Origin of the sequence: Bradyrhizobium jicamae, assembly GCF_001440395.1 — a bacterium.
Lineage (GTDB): Bacteria > Pseudomonadota > Alphaproteobacteria > Rhizobiales > Xanthobacteraceae > Bradyrhizobium > Bradyrhizobium jicamae.
This window is the reverse complement of the sequence record NZ_LLXZ01000181.1, coordinates 1,433-26,485: the sequence shown is the minus strand read 5'-3', so window position 1 is coordinate 26,485 and position 25,053 is coordinate 1,433. Positions and strand designations below refer to the sequence as shown.

Sequence of the window (25,053 nt, the reverse complement as noted above, 5' to 3'; positions counted from 1 at the left end):
GCTGCGTTGATGGACCACGCGCTCGCGGCGGCGAAGGCGCGTGGCCATCGCGCGGTTATCCTGCTGGGCGATGCGCCCTATTACGCCCGCTTCGGCTTCTCGGCCGCCAAAACCGGCGAGCTGTCGCTGCCGGGCGCGTTCGAGCGCGAGCGGCTGCTGGGCCTCGAGTTTTGCGACGGCGTGCTCGACGGCGCCTGGGGTATGATCACCGCGACCGGTGCGCGGCTGCCCAAACCCAGGGCAGGCCGCGCCAGGAAGGCGCTGCTCGTGCCGCGCGCGGCTTGATGGTGCGCCGCTGGGGCGGCTCCGCGTCCCCGGCCTCCAATGTTGTCAGTCCCTCCCGGTAGCCCCGCAAGGGGTTGCGCGCGCCGGGCAAAAGCCCTTAAACCGCGCCAAACCCGTCCCGGATCCAGTCCTTCCCACGAACGAGGTTCCGATGCCCCGTCGCCTGATCTCCACCGGCTCGCCTTTCGAAAAGATCGCCGGTTACAGCCGCGCCGTCATCGATGGTGATTTCGCCTTCGTCGCCGGCACCACCGGCTACGACTATACGACCATGGTCATCCCGGCCGATGTCACAAGCCAGGCACGTAACTGCTTTAAGAGCATCGAGGCTGCGCTGAAGGAAGGCGGCTTCGCGATGGACGATATCGTCCGCGCGACCTACTACATCACCGACCTCGCGGATGCGGATGCGTTCTTCGCAGTCTGCGGCGAAGTCTTCGGCGAGATCCGCCCGGCCACAACCCTTCTCGTCGTCGCAGGACTCTACAAGCCCGAGATGAAGATCGAGATCGAAGTGACCGCGAAGCGCCGCACCGCCTGAGCCACCCCTCACCATTTGTCTACCAGCACGTTCCGGAGAAACCATCCCATGAGCCCCGCCTCGCAGATCTACGCGAAGATTACCGGTCCCATCGTCATGGTCGGCTTCGGCTCCATCGGCAAAGGCACGTTGCCGCTGATCGAGCGGCATCTCGATTATGACAAGTCGCGCGTCACCGTGATCGATCCGAAGGACGAGGGCCGCAAGGCACATTGCGAGAAGCACAATGTAAGATTCATCCAGCAGGGCGTGACCAAGGACAATTATCGCGACTTGCTGACCCCGCTGCTCACCGAAGGCGGCGGCCAGGGTTTTTGCGTCAATCTCTCGGTCGATACCGGCTCCACCGACATCATGGAGCTCTGCAACGAACTCGGCGCGCTTTATATCGACACCGTCAACGAGCCCTGGCTTGGCTTCTATTTCGATTCGTCGAAGGGCCCGGAAGCGCGCTCCAACTACGCCCTTCGCGAAGTGACGCTGGCCGCCAAGAAGGCGCGCCCCGCCGGCTCGACGACGGCCGTCTCCTGCTGCGGCGCCAATCCCGGCATGGTCTCCTTTTTCGTCAAGCAGGCGCTGCTCAATGTCGCCGCCGACCTGAAGCTCAATGCCCCCAAGCCGAAGACCAAGGCCGAATGGGCGGACTTGATGCGGCAGGCCGGCGTCAAGGGCATCCACATCGCCGAACGCGACACCCAGCGCTCCAAATCGCCGAAAGAGCCTGATGTCTTCGTCAACACCTGGTCGGTGGAAGGTTTCCTGTCGGAAGGCGTGCAGCCGTCCGAACTCGGTTGGGGCACCCATGAAAAATGGATGCCCGAGAATGCGCGTACCCACGAAGCTGGTTGCGGCGCCGCCATCTATCTGATGCAGCCCGGCGCCAATACGCGCGTGCGCACCTGGTGTCCGACCCGCGGCGCGCAGTATGGCTTTCTCGTCACCCACAACGAGTCGATCTCGATCGCCGATTACTTCACGGCGCGTGACGCATCGGGCAAGGTGATCTATCGTCCGACCTGCCACTATGCCTATCATCCGGCTGACGATGCCGTGCTGTCGCTGCATGAAATGTTCGGCCGTGCCGCGAAGATGCAGGAAAAGCACCACATCCTCGATGAGAACGAAATCGTCGATGGCATCGACGAACTCGGCGTGCTGCTGTTCGGCCATGACAACAATGCCTACTGGTATGGCTCGCAGCTCTCCATCGAAGAGACCCGCAAACTCGCGCCCTATCAGAACGCCACCGGCCTGCAGGTGACCTCCGCCGTGCTCGGCGGCATGGTGTGGGCGCTGGAAAACCCGAACGAAGGCATCGTCGAGGCCGACGAGATGGATTTCGATCGTCTGCTGGAAATCCAGATGCCGTATCTCGGTCCGGTGAAGGGCTACTACACCGACTGGACGCCGCTCACCGACCGTCCGGGCTTGTTCCCGGAAGACATCGACACGTCGGATCCCTGGCAGTTCAGGAACATCCTGGTGCGGTAACGGCGCGACCCGTGCGCGCTGCAGTTCCCGCTGCAGCGCACATCCCCTGCCCCGGCCCGACCGGCGTAGAACTACCCACGAGAACTCTAATTCCCTGTAACACTCGATTAATTCAATCGCGCAATCCTTAAGGATGAATCCTTGCGAGGGCCCAGGGCCGTCGCCGCTTGATACGCGCGACGGCTCCGGTTGGAGCACCCGATATGCGCGTCATCTTTGTCATCGTCCTGTCAGCCGCAGCCTTGGCCGCGTGCACGCCCGAGAGCAGCAGCCATGCTGACGTCACGGGCTCGATCGACAATTGCGCGCGCAAGCTCTACAGCCAGTACAATCCCAAGGACAAGAAGCAGTGCGTCGCCGTGTGCATCGCCTGCGAGCGCGGCGTGGTGACGACCTGTTCGACCGCCTGCACGCTCAGGGGCGCGCAGTGATCGCGGGCCGATAGCGGCAGGTCACCTCGCCATGTAATCGAACGCGACCGTTCCCAGTCCCAGCGTCAGATCGGCCTTGAAATGCAGCGCGGAGACCACTTCGCGCACCGGCAGCCGGGCGACATCGGCGAGTGCATGCGGGAACAGGCCGAGCGCCCCGGGGCCGGTCCAGGCCTCCTTCAGCGTGATGTCTTCCAGATAATAGCGCACCAGTTCGCAGATCCGCGGGGTGCCGTCGACATGCGGGATGATCTTGAGCATAAAGTTCGGCGCCTTCATCCCCTTGAGCACCGCGTCGTGATCGACCGGGCGGTGCTTGTAGCCCATGGTGGCGGAGGCGCACAGCACCGAGCCGTAATGCAGCGTGCCGACCAGCACGTCGCTCTCGACGGCGATTTTCGGCTTTGCCAGTTTCTTGGGAAAGCCCCAGAGTTCGCGGCCGCCGGCGATCGGCCCTTCGTCGTCCAGATACATCGAATGAACGTAGATGCCCTCTTCGCCCTTGAAGCGGACCGGGATGACCTGGCCCGTCTCGGTGTAATCGCCGAAGCCGGTCGAGTCGGGCATGCGGATGAATTCGTATTTGACGACGGCGTCCGCGACCTCGAGCGGCTCGGGCACAACAGCGGCAAGCGCCTCGGGGTCGGTGCGATAGGTGATGACGAAAAATTCGCGGTTGAAGAAACGGTACGGCCCCGGCGGAAACGACGGGTTGGTCAGCGGCATCGAATAGGCGGTTCGCCTGACGTCATCGATCTTCATGGCTGCCCTCATCTGTGCTTCGCGCGCAATCGCACGATGGAGGGATTATGAGGCCTGGGATGACGACAGGCGAGACTGTAAAATCGGCAGGCGACGGCCACCGCCAGTCACGATACCGTCATCCCTCTCAGGCGACGCCGCCGAGATAGAGCCGCTTGACGATGTCGTTGGCCTTCAACTCGTCGACCGACTGCGCGGCGACCGCGATCTCGCCATGGACGATGATGTAGCCGCGGTCCGCGATCCGGATCGCCTGGTTGAAATTCTGCTCCGCCATCAGCACGGTCAATCCCACGCGCTGCTTGAGCTCGCCGATCTTGGAAATGGTCTGCGACACCAGTAGCGGCGACAGCCCGACCGAGGGCTCGTCGATCAGGAGCAGTCGCGGCGAGGACATCAGCGCCCGCGCGATCGCCAGCATCTGCTGCTGTCCTCCGGACATGGTGCCGGCAAGCTGGCTGCGCCGCTCCTTCAGCACCGGAAAGGTCTCGAACACGAGCGCGAGATTCTGCTGAATCGCGCTGCGCGCCATTTTCCTGAAAGCCCCAAGCATCAGGTTTTCCGTCACCGTCAGCTTGGGAAACAGCCGTCGCCCCTCCGGTACCAGCGCCACACCGAGATCGACGATCGCCTCGGGCGAGAGTTTTGTCAGGTCATGCGCCACACCGTCGATCGACAGCGCCAGCCGGCCGCGGTCCGGGCGGACCAGGCCCATGACGCATTTCATCAGGGTGCTCTTGCCGTTGCCGTTGGTGCCCAGCAACGCCACGGTCTCACCGGCCTCGACGTGAAGCGTGACGCCGCGCAGCGCCTTGACGGCGCCGTAGCCGGCATCGAGACCTTCGATGGCAAGGCTAAGTGCCAAGATAGGCCTCCTGCACCCGCTTGTTGGCCATCACCTCGGCCGGCTCGCCGAGCGCGATGATCTTGCCGGCATCGAGGCACATCACCCGTTCAGAAAAGCGCATCACCGCCTGCATGATGTGCTCGATCATGATGATGGTGATGTCTTCCTCGCCGAGGCTGATCAGGAGGTCGAGCACCTCATCGACCTCCGAGGAGGACAGCCCCGCCATCGCCTCGTCGGAAATCAGGAGTTTTGGCCGCACCGCCATGGCGCGGGCGAGCTCCATCTTGCGCAGTTCGACCTGGCTCAGCGTGTCGCTCGGGGCCATGGCCTTGGCTGCGAGTCCCATCCGCGTCAGGATCGACATCGCGATTTCCTCCTCCGCCGCGGCAGAGCCGGCAGCGGCGAAATCGAGCCCGACCATGAGGTTTTCGAGCACCGTCATGCTCTTGAAGGGGCGCGGGATCTGGAAGCTGCGGGCGATGCCGCGGCGTGCGCGCAGATGCGGCGACAACTGGGTGATGTCCTCACCGCAGAACACCACGCTGCCGGCCTGCGGCTTCAGCGCGCCGGAGATGCAGTTGATCAGCGTGGTCTTGCCCGAGCCGTTGGGACCGATCAGGCCGAAGCGTTCGCCTTTCCTGATGTCGACACTGATATTGTCGAGCGCGGTGAAGCCGCCAAAGGTCTTGGTGAGCGTTCCCACCTGCAGCAAGGGCGCGTCGGGCGCGGCTATCGTCATTGCTTGCCTCCCGCGCGCAGACGGTAGCGCGGCCGCAACAGCCCGATGATGCCCTTGGGCGCGCCGACCACGAACAGCACCAGCATGATGCCGAGCACCAGCACGTTGACTTCCGAGGAGATGGTCACGGCAAGGAATTGCTGCGTCGAGCCTAGCAGGATGGCACCGAGCACCGGGCCGATCCAGTGCGCGGTACCGCCGATCAGCGACATGGCAAGCGCCGAGACGGAATAAGTGAGATTGAATGCGGAGGACGGGTCGGCGTACTGCAGATACATGGCGGCCGGCGCGCCGACAGCCGACATCAGTGCGCCCGAGATCATGCAGGCCACCAGCTTGAGCTTCAAGGTCGGCACACCCGTGCATTCGGCAGCGAGTTCATCATCCCGAAGCGCCTGCAGACCGCGGCCCATCCGGGAATTCTGGATGTAGCGCGCGATTCCGACGGCAATGACCACCAGGATGGCCTGCACGAAGAACAGCATCTTCACGTAAGAGTCGAACGGCGCCATCACCGGCGGCCGCTGCAACTGGATGCCGGCCGCACCGCCGACGAAGCGCCAGTTCATCACAAAGGTCTCGATGATGATCGCAAGCGCAATCGTCGCAATCGAGAAGAAGATGCCGCGCATCCGCAACGTCAGCAAGCCGACGCCGAAGCCGAGCAGCATGCCGACGACGGCGGCAGCGGCGATCTGCACCACGAGCGGCGCTCCCGTCGCCTTGAACAAAGCGACCGCCGTGTAGACGCCGACGCCGAAAAAGGCGTTGGTGCCGAAATTGACGTAGCCGGCATAGCCGCCGAGGATGGTCCAGGCCACCGCCAGCGCGATGAACTGCAGGATGACGTAGCCGGCGAAGAACGGATATTCGTTGCGGACGATCTGGGTCATCGACAGCACGGCGACGAGGAAGACGGCCACGCCGGCCCAGAATGCGATGCTGTGGCTGCGCTTGTTCATCGGCCGAGCAGACCTTGCGGGCGGACGGCGAGCACGCCGAGCAGCATGGCGAACGAGATCGCCGGCGCCCAGGAGGCGCCAAACATCGTCAGCACGATGGACTCGGCGACGCCGAGAATGATGGCGGCGATCAGCGTGCCGCTGATGCTGCCGAGCCCGGCCATCACCACGACACAGAAGGTGCGCCCGATATAGGCGCGGTCAAGCGTCGGCTCGACCGGAGCGACGATGATCAGCAACGCGCCGGCGATCCCGAGCACGGCGGTAGCGATGCCGAAGGCAAACTGCTTGATGCGGACCGGATTGGCGCCCATCAGCCGCAGTGCCTCCTCGTCCTGCGCCACCGCACGGATCGCGCGTCCCATGAAGGTTTTCGACAAATAGACCGCCAGCACCACCGTCAGCGCGAGCGCCACCGCGAACGCGACAAGCTGCCGGATCGGGACCCGAAACTCGCCGAACCGCCAGGACTTGCCGATATAGTTCGCCGTGACCGAGCGCTGGTCGACGCCGAACTGCAGGATGATCAGGACCTCGATGATGAAGGCGATGCCGAAGAAGAACGCGATACCGCGAACGCCGGCATCACTGCCGCGCTTCTCGAACGTCTCGTAGTAGACACGGTAGGCCAAGAGCCCGAACAGGAAGAGCAGCGGCGTGATGGCGAGGCCCGCCAGCAACGGATCGAGGTCGTAGCTGTCGTTGAGCTGGTACACGCCATAGGAGGCGAGCACCAGGAACGCCGGATGCGCGACATGGGGAACGTCGAGCAGCCCGAACGAAACCGACAGGCCGACGCTGACGGCTGCGTAGAAGCAGCCGAGCAGCACCCCGAGCACCACTGCGCCAAGCAGCAGGTCCATCGAAAACAATTCAGATCCCCCTCTGGCTCCGAGCCGGAAAAGCCACGAGGCCTACTTGCGTGCGGCCTCGAAGGGACTGATGAGATCACCCGTCTTCAGCTTGTCGGGGAACAGGATCACCTGCTTGCCGGAGGACCGGAACTGTTCGATATCCTTGTCCTTCACGCCCCGGAATTGCGCCTGCAGCGTCGCGGTTTCCTTGCGCTCGCCATCGGCTGCGAACGCAATCGGCCCGACGATGGTCTTGTGCTCGTTCTCGCGCAGATATTTGGCGATGCCCTTCTGGTCGAGCGATTTGGTGGAATTGACCGCAGCTGCGACCATCTCGCCCATCGCATAGCCGAACGGCGCCAGATAGTAGCCGAGCGGATCGACCTTGGCCTCGATGGCCCGTTTGGTGTACTTGTCGAAAAATTCCTTGGTGCCGTCGAAATACATGCTCTTTTCCGGCAGCCACGTATTGTAGTTGACGACGCCGTTGAGCAGCGAGCCGAGGTTCGACATCACGGCGGCGAACTGCAGGCCGACCATGCCGCCACCGAAAATCTTGACGTCGTCGCCGATCCCGATCTCGTTCACGGCGCGCAGGATACCGGCGGAGTCAGGCGGATAGGACGCGACATAGACGATGTCGGGCTTGGCAGCCTTGAGTGCGCGGATGATGGAGGCGAATTCCACGGTGTTCGGCGGATAGACCTGGTCGAAGACGACGGGGATGTTGCGCTTCTTGGCGACGTCCCGCGCGGTGAGTGCGAGGTTCTGCGCGAATTCCTGATCCGCCGTCAGCAGCGCCATGTTCTTGCCGCCGGCCTTCTGCGCCAGATCGAGGAACGAGGCCGCCCAGCTATCCGCCGGCCCCCAGGGCGCATTGTTGAACCACATGTCGTGGCCGACCTTGCTGTTTACCTGGAACGAGAAATTGCCCATCAGCAACAGGCCGCGCTGCTTGACGAACGGCATGATCGGGGCGGTCGGCACCGTCGCATAGGGGGCGAACAGGAGGTCGACCTTGTCGACGTCGACCAGCTTGGCGTAGATCGCCGGCGTCTCCGAGGCGCTCGACTTGTCGTCATAGACGACCAGTTCGACCTTGCGGCCGAGCAGGCCACCCTTGGCGTTGATGTCATCGCGCCAGATCTCGATGCCGAGCAGCGACGCCTTGCCACCGCCGGCGAGGCCGCCGGTCTGCGGCATCGACATGCCGATCTTGATCGGCGGCTGCTGGGCAAGAGCGCTCGAACCGTGCCCAACCACCGCGACAGCCATGGCGCCGCCCAGGAAAGTTCTGCGTTTCATCAATTCCCCCTTATGTACCGTTGTCGTTCTGCTTCCGCCGGATCTTCGCCCGGCTGCGGTGAAGTGGAGTTGTGTCAGGTCAGGACTAGCCGGCCGGGGCGGGTTCACCTTTGGCCTGTTTCATGATTGCCGATGGATCGGCGCCGACCCGCCCGCTGGTCTTGTCGGCCTCGCTTTCGCGAGACAGCCGCATGTCGAAGCGGATGCTCGGCATGCCCTTGATGGGGCAATCCGGATCGTTGGCGATCACGTCGACGGCGAGATCGCCCGACGAGCCGAACACGACGTCATCGGCCAGATGGGGATCGTCGCGCAGATAGAGCGCGGTGACGAGTTCGCGATAGCCGGCGGCGCCGACCAGGAAATGAATATGCGCCGGCCGCATGCCATGCCGCGCCTGTGCCTTGACCATGGTGCCGACGGGGCCGTCCATCGGGATCGAATAGCCGAGCGGCTTGACCGTGCGCAGCACATAGACGCCGTCCGCATCGGTGCTGAACACGCCGCGGTAATCGACCGAGGTCGCGCTAGCCTGGATATCGTAGAGGCCGTCGGCGCCGGTCTGCCAGATCGAGACCGTGGCGTTGCCGACCGGCTTGCCGGTGGCATCGGTAACGCGGCCATACAGCACGCATTCGCTGCCGGGCTTCGGGTTCTTGGCGATCGAACTCCCGGCCGTGAGCGTCGGCGTGGCCTCGCGATAAAACGGGCCGAGCAGGCTGGTATTGGTGGCTTCCTCCAGGGCGGTGGCGTCATGCAGGCCATTGACGAGCGCGGAGAGGCCGAGCGTGTCTGATAGCAGGATGAATTCCTGCCGTTCCGGCGAACACATCTTGCCGGCGGCGGTCATGAATTCGATGCCCTTGATCCATTCCGCCGGCGTCAGATTGACCTCGCGGGCGAAGGCATGGAGGTGTTTGACCGCCGACGCCATGATCGTCTTGAGGCGTGGGTCCGGTGTTGTCGCCATCTGGTCGAGCACGGCATCCGTGATCGTATCAGGCGTTAACTCACGCATGCGTCACTCCCTGACTTACCGGCTGTTTTTCGACCTGCCGGCTGTTTGTTGCAGCAAGCCTAACCGCTTGTTGGGGATCAACACAAGGCGTTCGAAGGCGGTGCCTGCGTCCCCTCCTACCAATTGATACGAGGGAACGGGGTCACATGGCTGCTCAGGAATGCGTCAGCAAGCGCGCCACAGCTTTGGCGGCCCACGATTTTGCAATTGCACAATCAATGCAACGGAAGTGGGATCACTTCTCGCGGATCGGCGGCGCAACCTTCTCCGCCGGCGCGGGCGGCAGCGCGGGCTGGGCGCCCGACTTCTGCGCGTCCGGATCGGGACGGGCCGGCTGCGGCGGAGTGTCCGATGGGCGTTGACCGGTCGTGGGTGGTTCGGGTGGCGGCCCGGTCGGCTTGGTTTCCGCGCCTGGCGTCGATTGCGTCGGCGGCGTCGCCTGCGCGATTCGCTCGGGATCACCGGCCCTGATCTCGGTCAGCGACACCGCTGACATGACGAGGCCCGCCGCAATCAGCATGGATGCGACCAGCATATCCCTTCGGTATTCGCGTTGGCGGTCATCGGCCGGCATGTCATTCGATCCACGAATTGTTCGCGGATTCAACGGCCGGCACGGCGCATGGTTCCGCGGGGAACTGGCGCAGCAATCGGCCCTTCGCCTAGAACTCCAGCATCCCGGCGTCGCCGTCCTCGGTGCCGAACGCCAATAGCGTGCCCTTCGCGTTCCAGGCCAGCGCCGAGACCGCTGCGCTGCCATTGCGGCGCACCAGAATCTCCGCGCCGTCCTCGAGCCGGATGATCAGCACGGTGCCGTCGCTATAGCCTGCGGCCATGATGTCCTGCTTCGGATGACAGGCGACCATGGAGACGCGCGCCTGCAGCGGCGCCAGCATCGCGGGCTCCTTGCCCATCGGGCCGTCCTTGCTGGTGAACGGCCAGATGATCACGGTGTCCGCGCCGGAGGTCGCAAGCCCCTTGCCGCCCGTGCTCCACGACATCGAGCGCACGCGGCCGGGATAGCCGCTCATCCGCATGTGCCTGTTGTCCGCAAGCCGCCAGCCGTGCAGCGCCGGCTCATGCATCGCGGTGACCAGGAATTTGTTGTCGGGACTGAAGGTGACGGCCAGATGCGAGCCGGCCCATTCCAGAAATTCCGGCTTCGCCGCCATGTTGGGAAACCACAGCGTCACGCCGTTGTAATGGGCGATTGCGACGCGCAGACCCTTCGGTGCGAACGCCAGCCCGCCGACGGTCGAGGGCGCATCGAAGTTTTTCTCCTCGCCCTTGCCGCTGCGGACGAACGCCGTCTTCGCAGCCGACCAGGCCACCGCGCCATCGGGATGCAGCGCGACATTGTCGATCCAGCGCCGCTTGGCGTCGGTCGCGAGCACCGACGTCTCGCCCTTGGCGTTCAATGCGACGACCTTGCCGTCGTCACCGCCGGTGACGATGCGCTTGCTATCGGATGCCATGCAGAGGATGGCGCCGCCATGGATGGCAACGGTCGAGACTTCGCCCGCTTGATTCACCAGGGCTGCGTTTTCCTCGGCGCCAACGAACACTGCGGTGTCGCCGAGGAAATGCACCGCGGTTGCGGGTACGCCGATGGCGAGCCGCCGCACCTGGTCGGTAAGGGAAGCGATGGAGGGCCTTTCGCCCGGGTCGAACTGTGTCATCACGCGACGATACAGGCTTCAAAGCCGTCGCGGATCGCCTTCTCCGGCAATTCGCGGCCGATGAAGACGACGCGGCTTTCGCGCGGCTCGCCTTCCTTCCACTTCCGCTGATGATCGCCTTCCAGCATCATGTGCACGCCCTGGAACACATAGCGGTCGTCATCGTCGGTGAAGGCGAGGATGCCTTTCGAGCGCAGGATCTTCTGCCCCTCGGTGGCGACGAGGTTTTGCAGCCACGGCATGAATAATGTCGGGTCGAGCGGCTTGTCCGACCGTAGCGACAGGGATTGCATGTCCTCGTCGTGATAGTGCTTCAAGCCGCCATGGCTATGGCCGTGATCGTGGTGATGGTCATGGCCGTGATGATGATCGTGGTCATGGTGGTGGTGATCGTCACCGGCATCGAGGAATTCCGGCTCGATCTCCAGAATGCGATCGAGATCGAACGCGCCGCGCTCCAGCACATCCGCCAGCGCCACCTTGCAGCGCTCGGTGCGGTGCAGTTTTGCATACGGATTGATGCCGCGAATTCGCGCCTCGACTTCCGCGAGCTCCGGCTTGGAGACGAGATCGGTCTTGTTCAGTACGATGACGTCGGCAAAGGCGATCTGGTTCTTGGCTTCCGGCGCATCCTTGAGACGATCGCTCAGCCATTTCGCGTCGGCCACCGTCACCACCGCATCGAGCCGCGCGTTCTTCTGCACGTCCTCGTCGACGAAGAAAGTCTGCGCCACCGGCGCGGGATCGGCAAGGCCCGTGGTCTCGACGATGATGGCGTCGAACTTGCCCTTGCGCTTCATCAGCCCGTCCATGATGCGGACGAGGTCGCCGCGCACGGTGCAGCAGACGCAGCCATTGTTCATCTCGAACACTTCCTCGTCGGCGCCGATGATGAGGTCGTTGTCGATGCCGATCTCGCCGAATTCGTTGACGATGACGGCGTATTTTTTGCCGTGGTTTTCCGACAGGATGCGGTTGAGCAGCGTGGTCTTGCCGGCGCCGAGATAACCCGTCAGCACGGTCACTGGAATTTTTTGGGAGGACAATTCAGACATAATAGCTCCGGAGCGGAATTGTAGCGCACCGGCAGCAGGGAGGCCCCTGCCCTATTGGCTCAGCGCGCTGGTCAGGGCCTTTATATTGTGCCTGACCATCTCAATGTAAGTGGGAGAATCGCCCTTTTCGCCCGTCAGACTGTCGGAATAGAGCGTTCCGCCGACCCTGGCCCCGGTCTCGGCCGAGATCCGGCCCATCAGGCGGGGGTCCGTGATGTTTTCCATAAAAACTGCCGGTATTTTGGCGGACCGGATCTGGGTGATGATCCGCGCGACGTCGCGGGCGCTGGCCTCCGATTCGGTCGAGACGCCGAGCGGCGCGATGAATTCGATGCCATAGGCGCTCGCAAAATACCCGAAGGCGTCGTGGGTCGAGATCACCTTGCGGCGGCCTTCCGGAATTTTCGCCACCGCCTCGCGCACCTCGCGGTCGAGCGCGTCGAGTTGCGCCAGATAGGCATTCGCATTGCTCTTGAAGGTTTCGGCATTGGCGGAATCGGCGGCCACCAGCGCGTCGCGGATATTGGCGACGTAGATCTTCGCATTGGCAACGGACTGCCAGGCGTGCGGATCGGCATGCGAGCCGAGCTTGAGCGGCGTGATCCCCGTCGTTGCGGTCACGATATCAGCCTTGCTGCCGGCGGACTTCGCCAGCCGCGACATCCAGCCCTCGAATCCAAGACCATTGACGAAGACAAGCTTGGCATCCGCCATCCTCTTGGCGTCCACCGGCGTCGGCGTATAGACATGCGCATCGCCATCGGGTCCGACCAGCGTCGTGACGGCGACACGATCACCGGCGACATTGCGGACGAAATCCCCGAGGATCGAGAAACTGGCGACGACGTTGAGACGATCCGCAGCGCGCGCCGGGCCGACAGCCGCGATCAAGACGAGAGCGATGAACCAGAGCCGCATCATGACTATGCCTCGAGATGACGGCCGGGGAACATCTGCCGCACCAGCCCGCTGACGGGGCCGAACAACAGCGAGACCACATAGAGCACCGCAGCGACCAGTATGATCGCCGGCCCTGAGGGGATCTTGGTCTGAAACGACAACACCAGCCCGGCATAGCCGGAAACAATGGCGCTTGCGACCGCGATGCAGATCATGCCGGTGATGTCGCGCGACCAGAAGCGGGCGATGCCGGCGGGCAGGATCATCAGGCCGACGCCGAGCAGTGTGCCGAGCGCGTGAAAGCCGTTGACGAGGTTGATGACGACCAGCGCCAGGAACGCCAGATGCGCCGGCGCGCCGGCGCGAGAGACGGTGCGCAAAAACACGGGATCGACGCATTCGATCACCAGGGGACGGTAGATCACCGCCATCACCAAAAGCGTAATGGTGGCGTTGAAGGCGATGACGAGCAGCGTCTGGTCGTCCATCGCGAGGATGTTGCCGAACAGCACGTGCAGCAGGTCGATATTGGTGCCCTTGATGGAGACAATGGTGACGCCGAGCGCCAGCGACACCAGATAGAAGGTCGCAAGCGAGGCGTCTTCTTTCAGCTCGGTGTTGCGCGCGACGAGGCCGGCGAGCAGCGCGACCGTAAAGCCCGCGATCAATCCGCCCGTCGTCATCGCGAACAGATTGAGCCCGGAGACGAGGAAGCCGATCGCAGCGCCCGGCAGGATCGCATGCGCCATGGCGTCGCCGACGAGGCTCATCCGCCGCAGCATCAGGAACACGCCGATCGGCGCCGCGCCAAGCGCCAGCGCCGTCACGGCGGCGAGCGCGCGGCGCATGAACTCGAATTCGAGGAAGGGCGCGAACAGCGCGTCGTACAGCATCAGGCCGCTCGCGACGGCATATCGGCGGCGCACGCCGCGGCGCTGTCGTCGAAGGCTTCGCACATCTTCATCGCCACCAGCAGGTTTTCCGGCGTCAGCGCCTCGGCGGTCGGCCCCCACGCGACCGGCCCGCGCGCCAGCAGCAGGGTTTCGGGGAAGTGGCTTCGCACCATCTCGAGATCATGCAGCGCCGCCAGTACGGTGCGCCCCTCGCCATGCCAGCGCCCGACCAGCGCGATCAGGTCCGCCGACGTCTTGGCGTCGATGGCGTTGAACGGTTCGTCCAGAACGATCAGCCGCGCATCCTGCAGCAGCACCCGCGCAAACAGCATGCGCTGCATCTGCCCGCCCGACAGCGTGCCGATCGAGCGGTTTTCAAAACCGTTGAGCCCAACGGCGGCAAGCGCCGCCAAAATCTTCTCGCGCGCGGCCTTGCCGATGCCGCCGAACGGGCCGGTCGAACGCCACAGCCCGCTGCCTACGAAATCGAACACCGAGATCGGGAAGCTGCGATCGATGTCGACGCTTTGCGGCAGATAGGCGATGTCCCTGACATTAAGGCCACCGAGATCGATCGATCCCGACAGCGGCTTCAGAATTCCGGCGAGCCCGCGCAACAGCGTCGACTTGCCGGCGCCGTTCGGCCCGATCACGGCCAGCAGCGCGCCCGACGCCACCTCGCCATTGAGATGGTGCACCGCCGGGTGGCGGTCATAGCCGAGCGTGACGTTCCGGAATTTGATCTCCACGGCCATGCTCACCTCATCGCCAGCAGCACGACGGCCCACAGGGCGGCCGAGACAGCAAACGCCGCGGCGAGCCGGGTCACGACCGTCATCCGCAGGATCGACCACGGCGCGGCCTGCGCCGGATGCGGCGTCGCCGGGCCGTGAGAATGGGCGTGGCCGTGGTGGTGATGGGTGTGGTCGTGGGGATGGGCGTGAGGCATCGGAGAACGTTATATTATAACATTACGGGAGTCTATGCGCCGGAGCGGCCGTAGGCAGACCCCGTCCCGGCTACTTGAACGCGGCAGCCGACGGAAGCGACCAATTCCGCGTGATGACCGAGAACGCCACCCCAGCGAAACCTTCTGCTGATCCCGCGCGCGGCTACAGCCTGCGCGAATGGCTGATCGATGCGCTGGCGCTCGGCATGGGCGGCCTCGCGATTTACCACTACAAGCCGGAAGGCCTGCTCGCCGGGCTCATCATCTTCACCGGCGCCTACACGCTCACGCATTCCCTGCAGGGGCTGAACTGGCAATCGCTCCGCGCGATTTCCGAATTCCTGCTGATCCTACTCACCCCAACGATCCATCTGGGCATGCTCGTGATGGCGCCCGCCGCGAGCGTCCCTGGCATGGTCGCGACGTTCCTGCTGCCCGGAATTGCACAAGCGTATTGGCTTTGGGCATTGTGGCCAGCGACAGGTGCCCCGTCTCATCCGCTGGCGATGATATGTGCGGCGTGGCTCGCCGTGCTCGGGATCTGGATTGCTGCGAAGACGATGCTCGCCGGCGGGCGCGCACTGCAGCCCAACTGAAGACATTCACTGCGGCTTGAGCGCTAATTTCGCGGCCGCCTTAAAACCGAATGCCGATCGATGAGGCAGCCGGCCGGATCATCTGCACGATAACATTGGTGTATCGGCTGCCGTTAAAGTTGACGTCAACCACCCACAACACGAACACGGCAACGAATGCGGCGCCCACGGCTTTCATGAATTGTTAACGATTGAGGTACGGAAAGAGTTCCGGGGCCGCGATCACCTACCCCCGGCCCCTAGGGCATCTGGGGTCGCCGATGTGTGATTCGAGGAAGCCACGCGTGGGCTTTTTCCCATTCAAGGACAGATGCTTCCAGGCATTTTTCCGCCGCGACCTGATCGCTCGGGTGTGCTTTTTGGCAACCGTCACGTTCCTTTGCCTCGTCAAAACGAGAACATCCCACCACCAACAACAGCAATAATGCGGCGATCGTCGATAGGCTTCTCACGGTCCTCGTCCTGCGTTGCGATAACGTGGTTGTCACCGAGACGGGTCAGGTACCGATAGGTCGAGATGAGGCGGCGTGACGGATCGGCCGTGCGTGTTACGCCTGCAGCAGAAATAGTCGCGGTCACCCGTGCGTTGGCTATGGCTGAACAGCGCATGCGTTGGGCCGGGTCGCCAATAACCGCGACCTGGCCCCACGCTCTCAATAAAATAATTCCTACTGGCAGTTGTACATTATGCTGTCCCCGCCCTTGATCGCGGTACCGGGCGTGCAACCAATGCCATTGCGCGCCGCATAGTCAGGCCAGCCACTGTAGCTGTACCCAAGACCACTCCAGGGGCCACCGAAATAGTAGGCCCTAACGGCATACCAGGAGCCCGGCTCGACATAGGCCGCGTTCACGGCGTAACCACGTGTGATATAGACCCGCTTCTGCGCCTCGGCCTTGCCGATCGACAGGGACACGCCGCCTTGCTCGGACCAGCCAGGCGAAAACAATGCCGCACATGCGAACGTCGACGCCGCAACTGCAACGGTTCTCAAAGTCATTTTCATGCTCTTCTCCATTGCTAATCCCCGCGGCTTCAATCGTGCTTTTCCCGGTTGAGCTGCACTTGACATAGATCAAGCGTCCCGGTCGTTCGATTGGTGCCATGGCCGCGGGTGCGGGAGGTAGCGCTTCGCCAGATCAAGTCATGCGGCAGGACCTCTGCCCCGCGGACGCGCAAACTTTGGACTGCCGCCCTTTGCGGACCGCCTCGCGAGCGGCCCTACCGCTCACGGCTTCCCGATCACCATCGCGATCGCTGCTGCGAGAAACGGAAATGGCACCGACACCGCCGCGCGAAACCAGACGAACTTCGCCGGCATGAACGGGATTTCCCAGAGGATCATGCGCTGGAAGGCGAACAGCGCCCAGGCGACGACATAGGCGATCACCTGCGGCGTGCCGCCGCCGACCTTCAGCGCCACCGCGCCGATCGAGAAGCCGACCACCGGGCCGCCGGGCGTTGCCGCGCCGGCAATCACCGCCGTCAAGACGCCGAACCAGCCGCTGTCGGGGCCGAGCCAACCGGTGATGACTTCCGGCGGGATGACGGCGGCGATATAGCCCGAGCCGATCACGCCGAGCGCAATGCGCGGCACGATGTTGATGAAATCCATCGAGCCTTCGCGCACCGACGACACCAGGACGACGCGGCCGCGCCGCCAGGCCATAAAGCCGAGAATGGCAACCGAGCCCCACAGCGTGACGTCGATGATCAGCGCGGAGAGCGTCATTCGGACGGCTCTCCCTTCGGATACATCCGCACATACACGAAGCGGCCGAGCCAGCCTGCCAATACTGGAATCGGCAGCGAGATCACCGCGCGCCAGAGCGTGAACTCGGTACCGAGGATCGGCAATTCCCAGGCGACCGCGCGGCCGTAACCGATCAGCGTCCAGCTCACCACCATGGCGATAGTGGCGCCGAAATCGGCGCCGACGGTGAGCAGCGCCGCGGCCACCGGATAGGCGGTGAAGGGGCCGCCGGGCAGGATCGCGCCGAACGCGGTTCCGATCAGCAAGCCCTTCAGGCCCGATTCCGGCCCGAGCGAGCGCGAGACTTTTTCGTGCGGCAGAATTTCCGCGATGAAGGTGCCGAGCAGGCAGCCGGCCAGCACGCGCGGGATGATTTCGCCGAACAGCCAGAGATCGTGCGTGAGGATATTGAGCACACCATCGATGCCGTCGCGCCGCCAGACGATCGCCGCGCAAACCGCGACGAGCGCGCCGATCACGATCATCGACCAGCCGACCGGCTTGCGGGCACGCCGTGGCTTCGGCTCGGCGTCATCGGCTGGCGCCGGATCTGTTGTCGGAGGTTCTGACAAGGCATTCGTGTGGGCGGGGGATGCTCGTTCACCCTGCTTAGTCCCGCTGATGTGACGACGCAAACGGAAGCTCGCACGATACCCATGCGCTTCTCAGGCATGCCCATGCGGGCACGTCACGCAGCCCGTGTTCGTACGGACGATCGGTTCAGGCGAACTGGCGCACCAGCGCGAGGCCGGCAAACATCCCGGCGATCGAGAGCACGACGGAGCCGATCACGTAGAGCGCCGCCAGCGTGAGTTCGCCGCGCTCATAGAGCAGCGCCGCATCGAGCGAATAGGCCGAGAACGTGGTGTAGCCGCCGAGGATGCCGGTCATCAGGAACAGCCGCCAGGGCTGCGAGGCCTCGCCCTTGAAGGCGAGATAGCCCGCGATCAGCCCCATCACGGTCGAGCCCGTGATGTTGATGATGAAGGTGCCCCAGGGAAAGCCGGTGCCCATGCAGCGGGCGCAGGTGACGTTGATGAGATGGCGCAGCGTCGCGCCAAGGCCGCCACCGACAAAGACCAGCAAATAGCTCATCGCAGCAATTTTCCACGTCACGAAGTCACCCGGCCCCCGCTTGTGCCGCACGCCCGCGATCTGTGCAAGGATCGGAAGGCATAGTCGCCAACGAAAAAGGGCGGCAGCCGCAGCTACCGCCCTGAAGAAACGCACTCACGTCATTGCGAGGAGCGAAGCGACGAAGCAATCCATATCTCGGCATAACGGATAGGTGGATTGCTTCGCTGCGCTCGCAATGACGGCGTCAACGGCCTTGATCCGGCTTAAGCGCCGGCCTTGCCGTACAGCTCGTCGACATAGTCCCAGTTGATCAGATGATCGCAGAACGCCTTAAGATAGTCGGGGCGGCGGTTGCGATAATCGATGTAGTAGGAGTGCTCCCAGACGTCGCAGCCGAGGATCGGCGTGGCGCCATGGACCAGCGGGCTTTCGCCGTTTGCAGTCTTGGATATTTCGAGCTTGCCGTTCTTGACCGACAGCCAGCACCAGCCGGAACCGAACTGGCCGACGCCAGCAGCGGCGAAATCGGCCTTGAACTTTTCGAGACCGCCGAGGTCCTCGGTGATCTTCTTTTCCAGTCGGCCGGGCAGCTTGCTGCCGCCGCCATTCGGCTTCATCCAGTTCCAGAAATGCAGATGATTGTAGTGCTGGCCGGCATTGTTGAACACGGCCGGATTCTTGCCGAACGAACCCTTGACGATCTCCTCCAGGGACTTGCCTTCGAATTCAGTCCCCTTGATCGCGTTGTTTCCGTTGGTCACGTAAGCCTGGTGATGCTTGTCGTGGTGGTATTCCAGCGTTTCCTTGGACATGTGGGGTGCAAGGGCGTCATGGGAATAAGGAAGATTGGGCAGCGTGAAGGTCATGGGGTGATGTCCGAACTGATGGGAGAACGTGGTCTAACGGAACCCCTTATAGAAGGTTCCATCGGTCTTAAACACCGCATTTTGACAAAACGGGAGGGGTCCTGCGTAACGCCCCTCCGCGCCCTGCGTATGACGGACATGGGCGCCGCGACGAGGGAATGACATGAGCATCGAAATCGACGTCCTGAACGGGGATTCCTCCTGGAAGCGGGCCGAACCGCTGATGCAGGCGGTCTGGCCGCGCGAGACGATCGAAAAATTGTCCTGGGGCCACGTCAAATGGGCCGATGCCGACCTGCGCGTGCTGATCGACGCGCCGGAGGATGCAGCCCAGCCCGGGCTCGCCTGCCATGTCGGCGTCTATTTCCGTACCGCCACCTGGGACGGCCGCAAGGTCCAGATCGGGGGCATCGGCGGCGTTTCGACCCGACAGGATTGCCGCGGGCGCGGCTATGCCTCGCTGGCGCTGAACGCCGCGATAAGAACCCTGCGCGACCACGAGGCGGTGCGGTTCGCACTGCTGTTCTGCGAACCGCATAATGAAGCGTTCTATGAAGCGCGCGGCTGGCATGCGTTCAAGGGCGAGGTCTATGCCGAGCAGCCGGAGGGAAGAATTCGCTTCCAAGCGATGGCGCCATATGTGTTCGATTTCACGCGCAAGCCGCGCGATGGAATAATCGACCTATGCGGCCTGCCGTGGTGACCCCTGCAACGGCGCGGGTTGGCTTTCGGCACATCGACCAGATAATATGTCATCCGTAATCTATTGAATTTGGATGACGTGACGCATGACCATGGACGCCCCCCTCGACATGCGCCCCGCTGCGGCCGTTCCATCCACGCCGGCCAATGCGCTCCTCACTTCGCCGATCCTGCCGACGCTGTTGAAGCTCGCGCTTCCCAACGGAATCGCGATGGCCGGCACGACGCTGGTCGCGGTCGCCGAGACCTCCTATATCGGCCGGCTCGGCACCGAGCCGCTCGCCGGCATCGCGCTGGTGTTTCCCTTCGCGATGCTGACGCAGATGATGTCGGCAGGCGCGATGGGCGGCGGCGTTACCTCTGCCATCAGCCGCGCGCTCGGCGCGGGCGATCGCGACCGCGCGGCGACGCTGGCGCTTCATGCGGCGATGATCGGCGCCTGCGCCGGACTGATCTTTACAGTGACGATGCTGGCCTTCGGGCGCACGTTTTACACGATGCTCGGCGGGCGCGGCGGCGTGCTCGAACAGGCCATGCAGTATTCGCACGTGCTGTTCTCCGGCGCGATCGCGATCTGGCTGGTCAACACGCTGGCCTCCGTGGTGCGCGGCACCGGCGACATGCGGATTCCATCGGCCGCGCTGATCGGCGTCGCCGTCATCCAGGTCGCGGTCGGCGGCGCCCTGGGCCTTGGGCTGTTCGGCCTGCCGCAATTCGGCATGCGCGGCGTCGCCGCCGGCCAGTTCGCAGCCTTCACGCTCGGCGCTGCCTTTCTGGCGTGGTATCTCTTCAGCGGCCGCAGCCGGCTGATCCTGCGCGTCAAATCCTTCACCTTCCAACGCGACATGTTCATCGACATTCTCAAGGTCGGCGCCATCGCGTGCCTGTCGCCGCTGCAGAGCGTGCTGACCATCCTGATCTTCACCAAGATTCTCGCCGGCTTCGGGACCGAGACGCTGGCCGGCTATGGCATGGGATCGCGGCTGGAATTCCTGCTGATTCCGATCACCTTTGCGTTCGGCGTCGCCTCGGTTCCGATGATCGGCATGGCGATGGGCGCAGGGCTTGTCGCACGCGCACGAAGGGTGGCGTGGACGGCGGGCGCGGCCGCCTTCCTCACGGTTGGCTTCGTCGGCCTGATCGTCGCGATCAAGCCGATGCTGTGGGTGTCGCTGTTCACCAGCGATCCCGGCGTGACGGCGGCCGCCAACGCCTATTTCGCCTGGGCCGGTCCGGGATTCGGCTTTTTCGGCCTCGGCGTGTGTCTCTATTTCTCCTCGCAAGGCGCCGCCAGGGTCGGTGGGCCGGTGCTGGCCGGGACGCTGCGCCTGTTGCTGGTCGCGGTCGGTGGCTGGTGGCTGGCCTCCTCCGGCGCACCCGCCTGGACGCTGTTCGCGCTGGTCGGCGGCGCGATGGTGGTGTTCGGCCTCACTACCGCGCTCTCGGTTCGTCTCACGCGCTGGGGAAAGTGAATACTCCACGAAAAATTGCACTCAATCCGACGTTGCACGAATCTGATTTGTTGCTATGCAGGCCTGCTTTTCCGAGGGAATCATTCATGGCTTGCAGAACGGCGTTCATCATCGCGATCTCGGCGGCATTGCTGATCGCACCATCAGCCTTCGCGCAAGGCGCCAGTGATCCCACAGGCGTTTGGCAGACCCAGGCCGGCGACGCGCGGGTGAAGGTCAGCAAATGCGGTGGCGGCCTCTGCGGCACAATCGTCGGGCTGAAAGAGCCGATCGATCCCGCCACCGGCAAGCCGCAGGTCGATGACAAGAACCCCAATCCGGCGCTGAAAAGACGACCGATGATCGGCCTGCCGCTGTTCAGCGGTATGCAGCCCGTCGCGGCCAATAAGTGGTCGGGTCAGATCTACAACGCCGATGACGGCGGCACTTATGCGAGCAGCGTTTCGGTTGCAGGTCCGGATACGTTGCGCGTCGAGGGCTGCGTCGGCGCGATCTGCGGCGGCGAGAACTGGACCCGGGTCGGACGGTAGCATCGATCAATTTGTGGGGTGGGCAAAGCGCAGTGTACCCACCATTTCAAGCAGCGATCTGGACAGATGGTGGGCACGCTTCGCTTTGCCCACCCTACGCAGCTTCGCTTTGCCCACCGTACGGATCACGCCGCCATTGCCTTCAGCGCGGTCGCCGCCGAGGCATAGCCGCCGCGGGCGCCGTCGATGAAATGGACGTGATCGCTGCGCATCACCGAGGGTGTGAAGCAGGTCATCATCGCGGCGTCCTGCCGGTGCAGGCCGTAGCGCACGATCCGCTCCGACGCGGCCTTGGCCAGAAGCGCTGCGAGTTCGCGTTCCAGCTCCACCGTACAATCGAGGATCATCCGCAGGCCGTCGTCATATTTGCGGAAGTCGGAATTCTCCACCACCTGCTGCACGTAATTCTTCGGCACGAAGTTGCCGACCTTGATGCCGAAGCGCATCACGACATAGGCCCATAGCGTCACCGCCAGCACCACGGTGCGCCGCTTCAACAGTGGACCACCACGCGCGGCGCGCGCTTCATATTCCACGCCGGCCGGCGGCCAGCGCAGCGGCGGCCCGCCCGGCGGCACAGGCCGCCCGGCATCCGGCGACCGTTCGACCAGGCGGATGATGTCTTCGATCACTTTTCGGAAGCGAAGTGGATCGGCGGCTTTGGTGGGCACCACCAGCACGGAAAGAATGAGCCCCCGCGAAGAAGGTATTTCCTCAAACCGGCACGATAGACCGGAAAGATCAGGCTGTGTGCCCGGCTCCGCCGCCGGCACGGCAAACTCGCCCCGCTTCATCGCGGCATCGGCCCAGCCGAGCCCGCCACCGGAAAACATCGCGTAGGACAGGTTGGCCGACGGGCCGAAGCGGGCGACCTTGATATCGAAACCCTGCGCGCGGATGTCCTTTACCGGCACCAGCGCCACCCGCATCACCAGATCGAGATCCTGTTGGACCCATGCCGCGGTCGCCGCCAGCGCCTCGCGGGCGCGCGCGAGGTCGCTGGGCGCCACCGCAAAGCTGGCGCCATCGCCGCCGAACACGAACGGAAACTCGCGCCCGTCGAGCGCATTGGTGACGGCGGCAATGACCGCAGCGCCGGCCATGTTGACCGCCTTGTAGCGCTGATTGGCGATCGCCTTGGTCGATTCCACGATATCGGCGACGCCGACCGTCCAGTCGTCCGGCAGCGGCGCATACATCGCCGGGTCCATCAGGCTGCCGAAGCCGCGAAAGACCGGGATAGCGCCGTAGAAAACATCGGTGCCGTCAGGCGTCGTCATGCGTGCGAGGTACCCCGGTTCTCAACACTGTCTCTAGCAGATACGGCCAATTCTGGAATCGGTTGGCGCGGCAGAACGTCCTACCCCTTGGCAATCCCCCGCAACACCAGCTGAGTGAGCCGGTTGGCAAAGGCGGCCGGGTCTTCCGGCAGTTCGCCGTCGAGGATTTGCGCCTGCTCCAGCAGCAGGAACGACAGGTCTTTGGCGGCATCCTTGTCGCCGGCAATCGCCGCGACCAGGGGATGGCGCAGGTTGATCTCGAGGATCGGCCTGGTGGTGGGCGCCTTGTTCTGCATCGCCAACAGCCGCTCGAGCATACGGTCGTGCGCGCCGCCGCCGGCAACAAGGCATGAGGCGCTCGACGTCAGCCGCTGCGAGGCGCGCACGTCGGAGACGCGCTCGCCGAGCGCATCCTTGATCAGCGCAATCGTCGTGGCTTCATCCGCGCCTGAAACGTCCTTCTTGTCCTCCGCCTTGTCATCCAATAGCGGGATCAGGGCGAAATCGATATCGCCCTGGCTCAGCGATTTCAGCGGCTTGCCGCCGAAATCGAGCGGCGCGGAGGTCCAGAATGCGTCGACCGGATCGGTCAGCAGCAGCACCTCGATGCCGCGGGCGGTGGCGGACTCCAGTTTCGGATTCGCCTTCAGCCGCTCAACACTGTCGCCGGTCAGGTAATAGATGTCGGTCTGGTTCGGCTTGAGGTCCTCGACATATTGCTTCAGCGAACGGTTCCCGCCTTTCGTCGTGGTGAAGCGCGACAGGCCCAGCAACTTCTCTCGCCGCTCAAAATCCTCCCAGATGCCTTCCTTGATCACCGGGCCGAACGCGTCCCAGATTTTGCCGAACGCTTCCGGCTCTTTCTCGCCGAGATTTTCAAATTCCGATATCACGCGGCCGGTGACGGCTTTGCGGATCTGCGCGAGCTGCGGATTGTTCTGCAGCATCTCTCGGGAGATGTTGAGCGGCAAATCCTCGCTGTCGATCACGCCGCGGACGAAGCGCAAGTAAGCCGGCAGGATATCGGCGTCGTCGGCGATGAAGACGCGGCGGACATAGAGCTTGACCTTGCCCTTGCGGGCCTGGTCGAACAGGTCGAACGGCTTGGTCGACGGCGCGAACAGCATCACCGCATAGGACTGCCGGCCTTCGGCCCGGTAATGCAGCGTCATCGCGGGCTCGTCGAAGGCACCTGCGACCTGCTGGTAGGCCTGCTTGTAATCCTCCGGCGTAAGTTCAGATTTCGGCCGCTGCCACAGCGCGCTGGCCGAATTGATCTGGTGCGACTCGCCCTCCTCCGGCATCAGCAGAATCGGAAACTGGATGTTGTCGGACCAGGCGCGGACGATGCGCTCGATCTCGAAACCCTCGAGATATTTCGATGCGTCCTGCTTCAGATGCAGGACGATCTCGGTGCCGCGCGTGACACGCGTTGCATCTTCGTCGCTGGCTTGCGCGATTTCAAATCCGCTGCCGCCGGAAGATGACCAGACGAAGACCTGATCGGAACCGGCGCGGCGGCTGGTGACGACGATGCGCTCGGCGACCATGAAGGCAGCATAGAAGCCGACGCCGAACTGGCCGATCAGATTGGTGCCGTCCTTAGCCTCGGTCAGACGGGAGAGAAAGGATTTTGTGCCGGAGCGCGCGATGGTGCCGAGATTGTCGATCAGTTCCTGTCGATCCATGCCGATACCGCTATCGACAACGGAAAGCGTGTTGGCCTTCTTGTCCGGCCTGATGCGGATTTCGGGCAGCGCGCCGTCGGCGATCAATTCGGGCGCCGATATCGCCTCATAACGCAGCTTGTCACAGGCGTCCGACGCGTTCGAAATCAGCTCGCGCAGGAAGATGTCGGTCTCCGAATAGACCGAGTGCACCATCAGGTTCAGAAGTTCGGCGACTTCGGCCTGGAACGGCTGGGATTCGGGGGGTGTGGTGGTCGTCATGCGTGGCTCGCTGGGAACAAGGCAAAAGGAAAGCCCTGATATAGCGATACCATCTGCGGTGGCAAGATTTACGACGACGCGCCATGATACCGGCCCACCAAGCGCCAGGGACC

General features: G+C 63.6%; 29 protein-coding genes and 1 pseudogene. 8 read left to right on the top strand and 22 right to left on the bottom strand.

All coding sequences use genetic code 11. From position 1 onward, the window contains the following. The 4 genes and pseudogenes from CQ12_RS46840 to CQ12_RS30375 all read left to right on the top strand — a co-directional run. Positions 1-285: pseudogene (locus CQ12_RS46840) on the top strand (GNAT family N-acetyltransferase); the annotation flags it as partial. Between the two features lie 151 nt (positions 286-436). Further along, positions 437-826, top strand: coding sequence for a RidA family protein (locus CQ12_RS30385; protein WP_057838967.1), 390 nt, complete (start codon positions 437-439; stop codon positions 824-826). A gap of 48 nt (positions 827-874) precedes the next feature. Continuing rightward, positions 875-2,317 (top strand): homospermidine synthase, encoded by a 1,443-nt coding sequence (locus CQ12_RS30380; protein ID WP_057838966.1) that lies wholly within the window; start codon positions 875-877, stop codon positions 2,315-2,317. Between the two features lie 203 nt (positions 2,318-2,520). After that, positions 2,521-2,748 (top strand): hypothetical protein, encoded by a 228-nt coding sequence (locus CQ12_RS30375; protein ID WP_057838965.1) that lies wholly within the window; start codon positions 2,521-2,523, stop codon positions 2,746-2,748. 21 nt (positions 2,749-2,769) lie between these two features. Here CQ12_RS30375 and CQ12_RS30370 read toward each other — a convergent pair whose 3' ends face one another. From CQ12_RS30370 to CQ12_RS30305, 14 genes are all read right to left on the bottom strand, one after another. Then, the gene (locus tag CQ12_RS30370; protein WP_057838964.1) at positions 2,770-3,510 is read right to left on the bottom strand and encodes an acetoacetate decarboxylase; all 741 of its coding nucleotides are present in this window, start codon (positions 3,508-3,510) and stop codon (positions 2,770-2,772) included. A gap of 127 nt (positions 3,511-3,637) precedes the next feature. Beyond that, on the bottom strand, positions 3,638-4,375 hold the full coding sequence (locus CQ12_RS30365; protein WP_057838963.1) for an ABC transporter ATP-binding protein: 738 nt from the start codon (positions 4,373-4,375) through the stop codon (positions 3,638-3,640). Continuing rightward, a complete protein-coding gene (locus CQ12_RS30360) occupies positions 4,365-5,099 on the bottom strand; it encodes an ABC transporter ATP-binding protein (RefSeq protein WP_057838962.1) in 735 nt (244 codons plus the stop codon). Before CQ12_RS30360 ends, CQ12_RS30365 begins: the two co-directional genes overlap by 11 nt. After that, positions 5,096-6,061, bottom strand: a complete 966-nt coding sequence (locus CQ12_RS30355) for a branched-chain amino acid ABC transporter permease (RefSeq protein WP_057838961.1) — start codon at positions 6,059-6,061, stop codon at positions 5,096-5,098. The genes CQ12_RS30360 and CQ12_RS30355 overlap by 4 nt, the downstream gene beginning before the upstream one ends. Further along, positions 6,058-6,924 (bottom strand): branched-chain amino acid ABC transporter permease, encoded by an 867-nt coding sequence (locus tag CQ12_RS30350; RefSeq protein ID WP_245310240.1) that lies wholly within the window; start codon positions 6,922-6,924, stop codon positions 6,058-6,060. The genes CQ12_RS30355 and CQ12_RS30350 overlap by 4 nt, the downstream gene beginning before the upstream one ends. A 51-nt stretch (positions 6,925-6,975) precedes the next feature. Then, on the bottom strand, positions 6,976-8,220 hold the full coding sequence (locus tag CQ12_RS30345) for an amino acid ABC transporter substrate-binding protein (RefSeq protein ID WP_057838959.1): 1,245 nt from the start codon (positions 8,218-8,220) through the stop codon (positions 6,976-6,978). An 85-nt stretch (positions 8,221-8,305) separates the two neighbouring features. After that, entirely contained in the window at positions 8,306-9,238 is a 933-nt protein-coding gene (locus tag CQ12_RS30340) for a dioxygenase family protein (protein ID WP_057838958.1), read from the bottom strand. 235 nt (positions 9,239-9,473) lie between these two features. Next, positions 9,474-9,812, bottom strand: coding sequence for a hypothetical protein (locus CQ12_RS30335; RefSeq protein ID WP_057838957.1), 339 nt, complete (start codon positions 9,810-9,812; stop codon positions 9,474-9,476). 88 nt (positions 9,813-9,900) lie between these two features. Further along, positions 9,901-10,917: a WD40 repeat domain-containing protein gene (locus CQ12_RS30330; RefSeq protein WP_057838956.1), complete on the bottom strand. Its 1,017-nt coding sequence runs from the start codon at positions 10,915-10,917 to the stop codon at positions 9,901-9,903. Beyond that, positions 10,917-11,972 carry a CobW family GTP-binding protein gene (locus tag CQ12_RS30325; protein ID WP_057838955.1) on the bottom strand — a complete coding sequence of 352 codons (1,056 nt, stop codon included), beginning with the start codon at positions 11,970-11,972 and terminating at the stop codon, positions 10,917-10,919. Before CQ12_RS30325 ends, CQ12_RS30330 begins: the two co-directional genes overlap by 1 nt. 51 nt (positions 11,973-12,023) lie before the next feature. Next, positions 12,024-12,893: a metal ABC transporter substrate-binding protein gene (locus CQ12_RS30320; RefSeq protein WP_057838954.1), complete on the bottom strand. Its 870-nt coding sequence runs from the start codon at positions 12,891-12,893 to the stop codon at positions 12,024-12,026. A 2-nt stretch (positions 12,894-12,895) separates the two neighbouring features. Then, a complete protein-coding gene (locus CQ12_RS30315; protein ID WP_057839003.1) occupies positions 12,896-13,765 on the bottom strand; it encodes a metal ABC transporter permease in 870 nt (289 codons plus the stop codon). Further along, complete coding sequence (locus tag CQ12_RS30310) at positions 13,765-14,520, bottom strand: metal ABC transporter ATP-binding protein (protein ID WP_057838953.1); 756 nt, start codon at positions 14,518-14,520, stop codon at positions 13,765-13,767. Before CQ12_RS30310 ends, CQ12_RS30315 begins: the two co-directional genes overlap by 1 nt. A gap of 2 nt (positions 14,521-14,522) precedes the next feature. After that, a complete protein-coding gene (locus tag CQ12_RS30305; protein WP_057838952.1) occupies positions 14,523-14,714 on the bottom strand; it encodes a hypothetical protein in 192 nt (63 codons plus the stop codon). A gap of 113 nt (positions 14,715-14,827) precedes the next feature. On the opposite strand from CQ12_RS30305, the gene CQ12_RS30300 reads away from it, so the two are divergent. After that, positions 14,828-15,310 carry a hypothetical protein gene (locus tag CQ12_RS30300; RefSeq protein WP_057838951.1) on the top strand — a complete coding sequence of 161 codons (483 nt, stop codon included), beginning with the start codon at positions 14,828-14,830 and terminating at the stop codon, positions 15,308-15,310. A 387-nt stretch (positions 15,311-15,697) separates the two neighbouring features. Here CQ12_RS30300 and CQ12_RS44340 read toward each other — a convergent pair whose 3' ends face one another. The 6 genes from CQ12_RS44340 to CQ12_RS30275 all read right to left on the bottom strand — a co-directional run bounded on the left by CQ12_RS44340 (position 15,698) and on the right by CQ12_RS30275 (position 19,007). Next, positions 15,698-15,889 carry a hypothetical protein gene (locus CQ12_RS44340; RefSeq protein WP_157088577.1) on the bottom strand — a complete coding sequence of 64 codons (192 nt, stop codon included), beginning with the start codon at positions 15,887-15,889 and terminating at the stop codon, positions 15,698-15,700. Positions 15,890-15,978: 89 nt separating this feature from the next. Continuing rightward, positions 15,979-16,317: a hypothetical protein gene (locus tag CQ12_RS30295; protein ID WP_057839002.1), complete on the bottom strand. Its 339-nt coding sequence runs from the start codon at positions 16,315-16,317 to the stop codon at positions 15,979-15,981. Between the two features lie 222 nt (positions 16,318-16,539). Continuing rightward, positions 16,540-17,043, bottom strand: a complete 504-nt coding sequence (locus CQ12_RS30290) for a hypothetical protein (RefSeq protein WP_057838950.1) — start codon at positions 17,041-17,043, stop codon at positions 16,540-16,542. Continuing rightward, positions 17,040-17,636, bottom strand: a complete 597-nt coding sequence (locus CQ12_RS30285; RefSeq protein WP_057838949.1) for a permease — start codon at positions 17,634-17,636, stop codon at positions 17,040-17,042. The genes CQ12_RS30290 and CQ12_RS30285 overlap by 4 nt, the downstream gene beginning before the upstream one ends. A gap of 148 nt (positions 17,637-17,784) precedes the next feature. Further along, complete coding sequence (gene crcB, locus CQ12_RS30280) at positions 17,785-18,159, bottom strand: fluoride efflux transporter CrcB (RefSeq protein ID WP_057838948.1); 375 nt, start codon at positions 18,157-18,159, stop codon at positions 17,785-17,787. Between the two features lie 245 nt (positions 18,160-18,404). Next, positions 18,405-19,007, bottom strand: a complete 603-nt coding sequence (locus tag CQ12_RS30275) for a superoxide dismutase (RefSeq protein ID WP_057838947.1) — start codon at positions 19,005-19,007, stop codon at positions 18,405-18,407. A gap of 163 nt (positions 19,008-19,170) precedes the next feature. On the opposite strand from CQ12_RS30275, the gene CQ12_RS30270 reads away from it, so the two are divergent. The 3 genes from CQ12_RS30270 to CQ12_RS30260 all read left to right on the top strand — a co-directional run bounded on the left by CQ12_RS30270 (position 19,171) and on the right by CQ12_RS30260 (position 21,711). Continuing rightward, positions 19,171-19,710, top strand: a complete 540-nt coding sequence (locus CQ12_RS30270; RefSeq protein ID WP_057838946.1) for a GNAT family N-acetyltransferase — start codon at positions 19,171-19,173, stop codon at positions 19,708-19,710. A gap of 85 nt (positions 19,711-19,795) precedes the next feature. Further along, positions 19,796-21,181: an MATE family efflux transporter gene (locus CQ12_RS30265; protein WP_057838945.1), complete on the top strand. Its 1,386-nt coding sequence runs from the start codon at positions 19,796-19,798 to the stop codon at positions 21,179-21,181. 86 nt (positions 21,182-21,267) lie between these two features. Further along, entirely contained in the window at positions 21,268-21,711 is a 444-nt protein-coding gene (locus CQ12_RS30260) for a DUF2147 domain-containing protein (protein ID WP_057838944.1), read from the top strand. 125 nt (positions 21,712-21,836) lie between these two features. Here CQ12_RS30260 and CQ12_RS30255 read toward each other — a convergent pair whose 3' ends face one another. Beyond that, positions 21,837-22,991: a DUF3095 domain-containing protein gene (locus CQ12_RS30255; RefSeq protein ID WP_057838943.1), complete on the bottom strand. Its 1,155-nt coding sequence runs from the start codon at positions 22,989-22,991 to the stop codon at positions 21,837-21,839. An 80-nt stretch (positions 22,992-23,071) separates the two neighbouring features. Further along, positions 23,072-24,940 (bottom strand): molecular chaperone HtpG, encoded by a 1,869-nt coding sequence (gene htpG / locus CQ12_RS30250; RefSeq protein ID WP_057838942.1) that lies wholly within the window; start codon positions 24,938-24,940, stop codon positions 23,072-23,074. Positions 24,941-25,053: the final 113 nt, after the last annotated feature.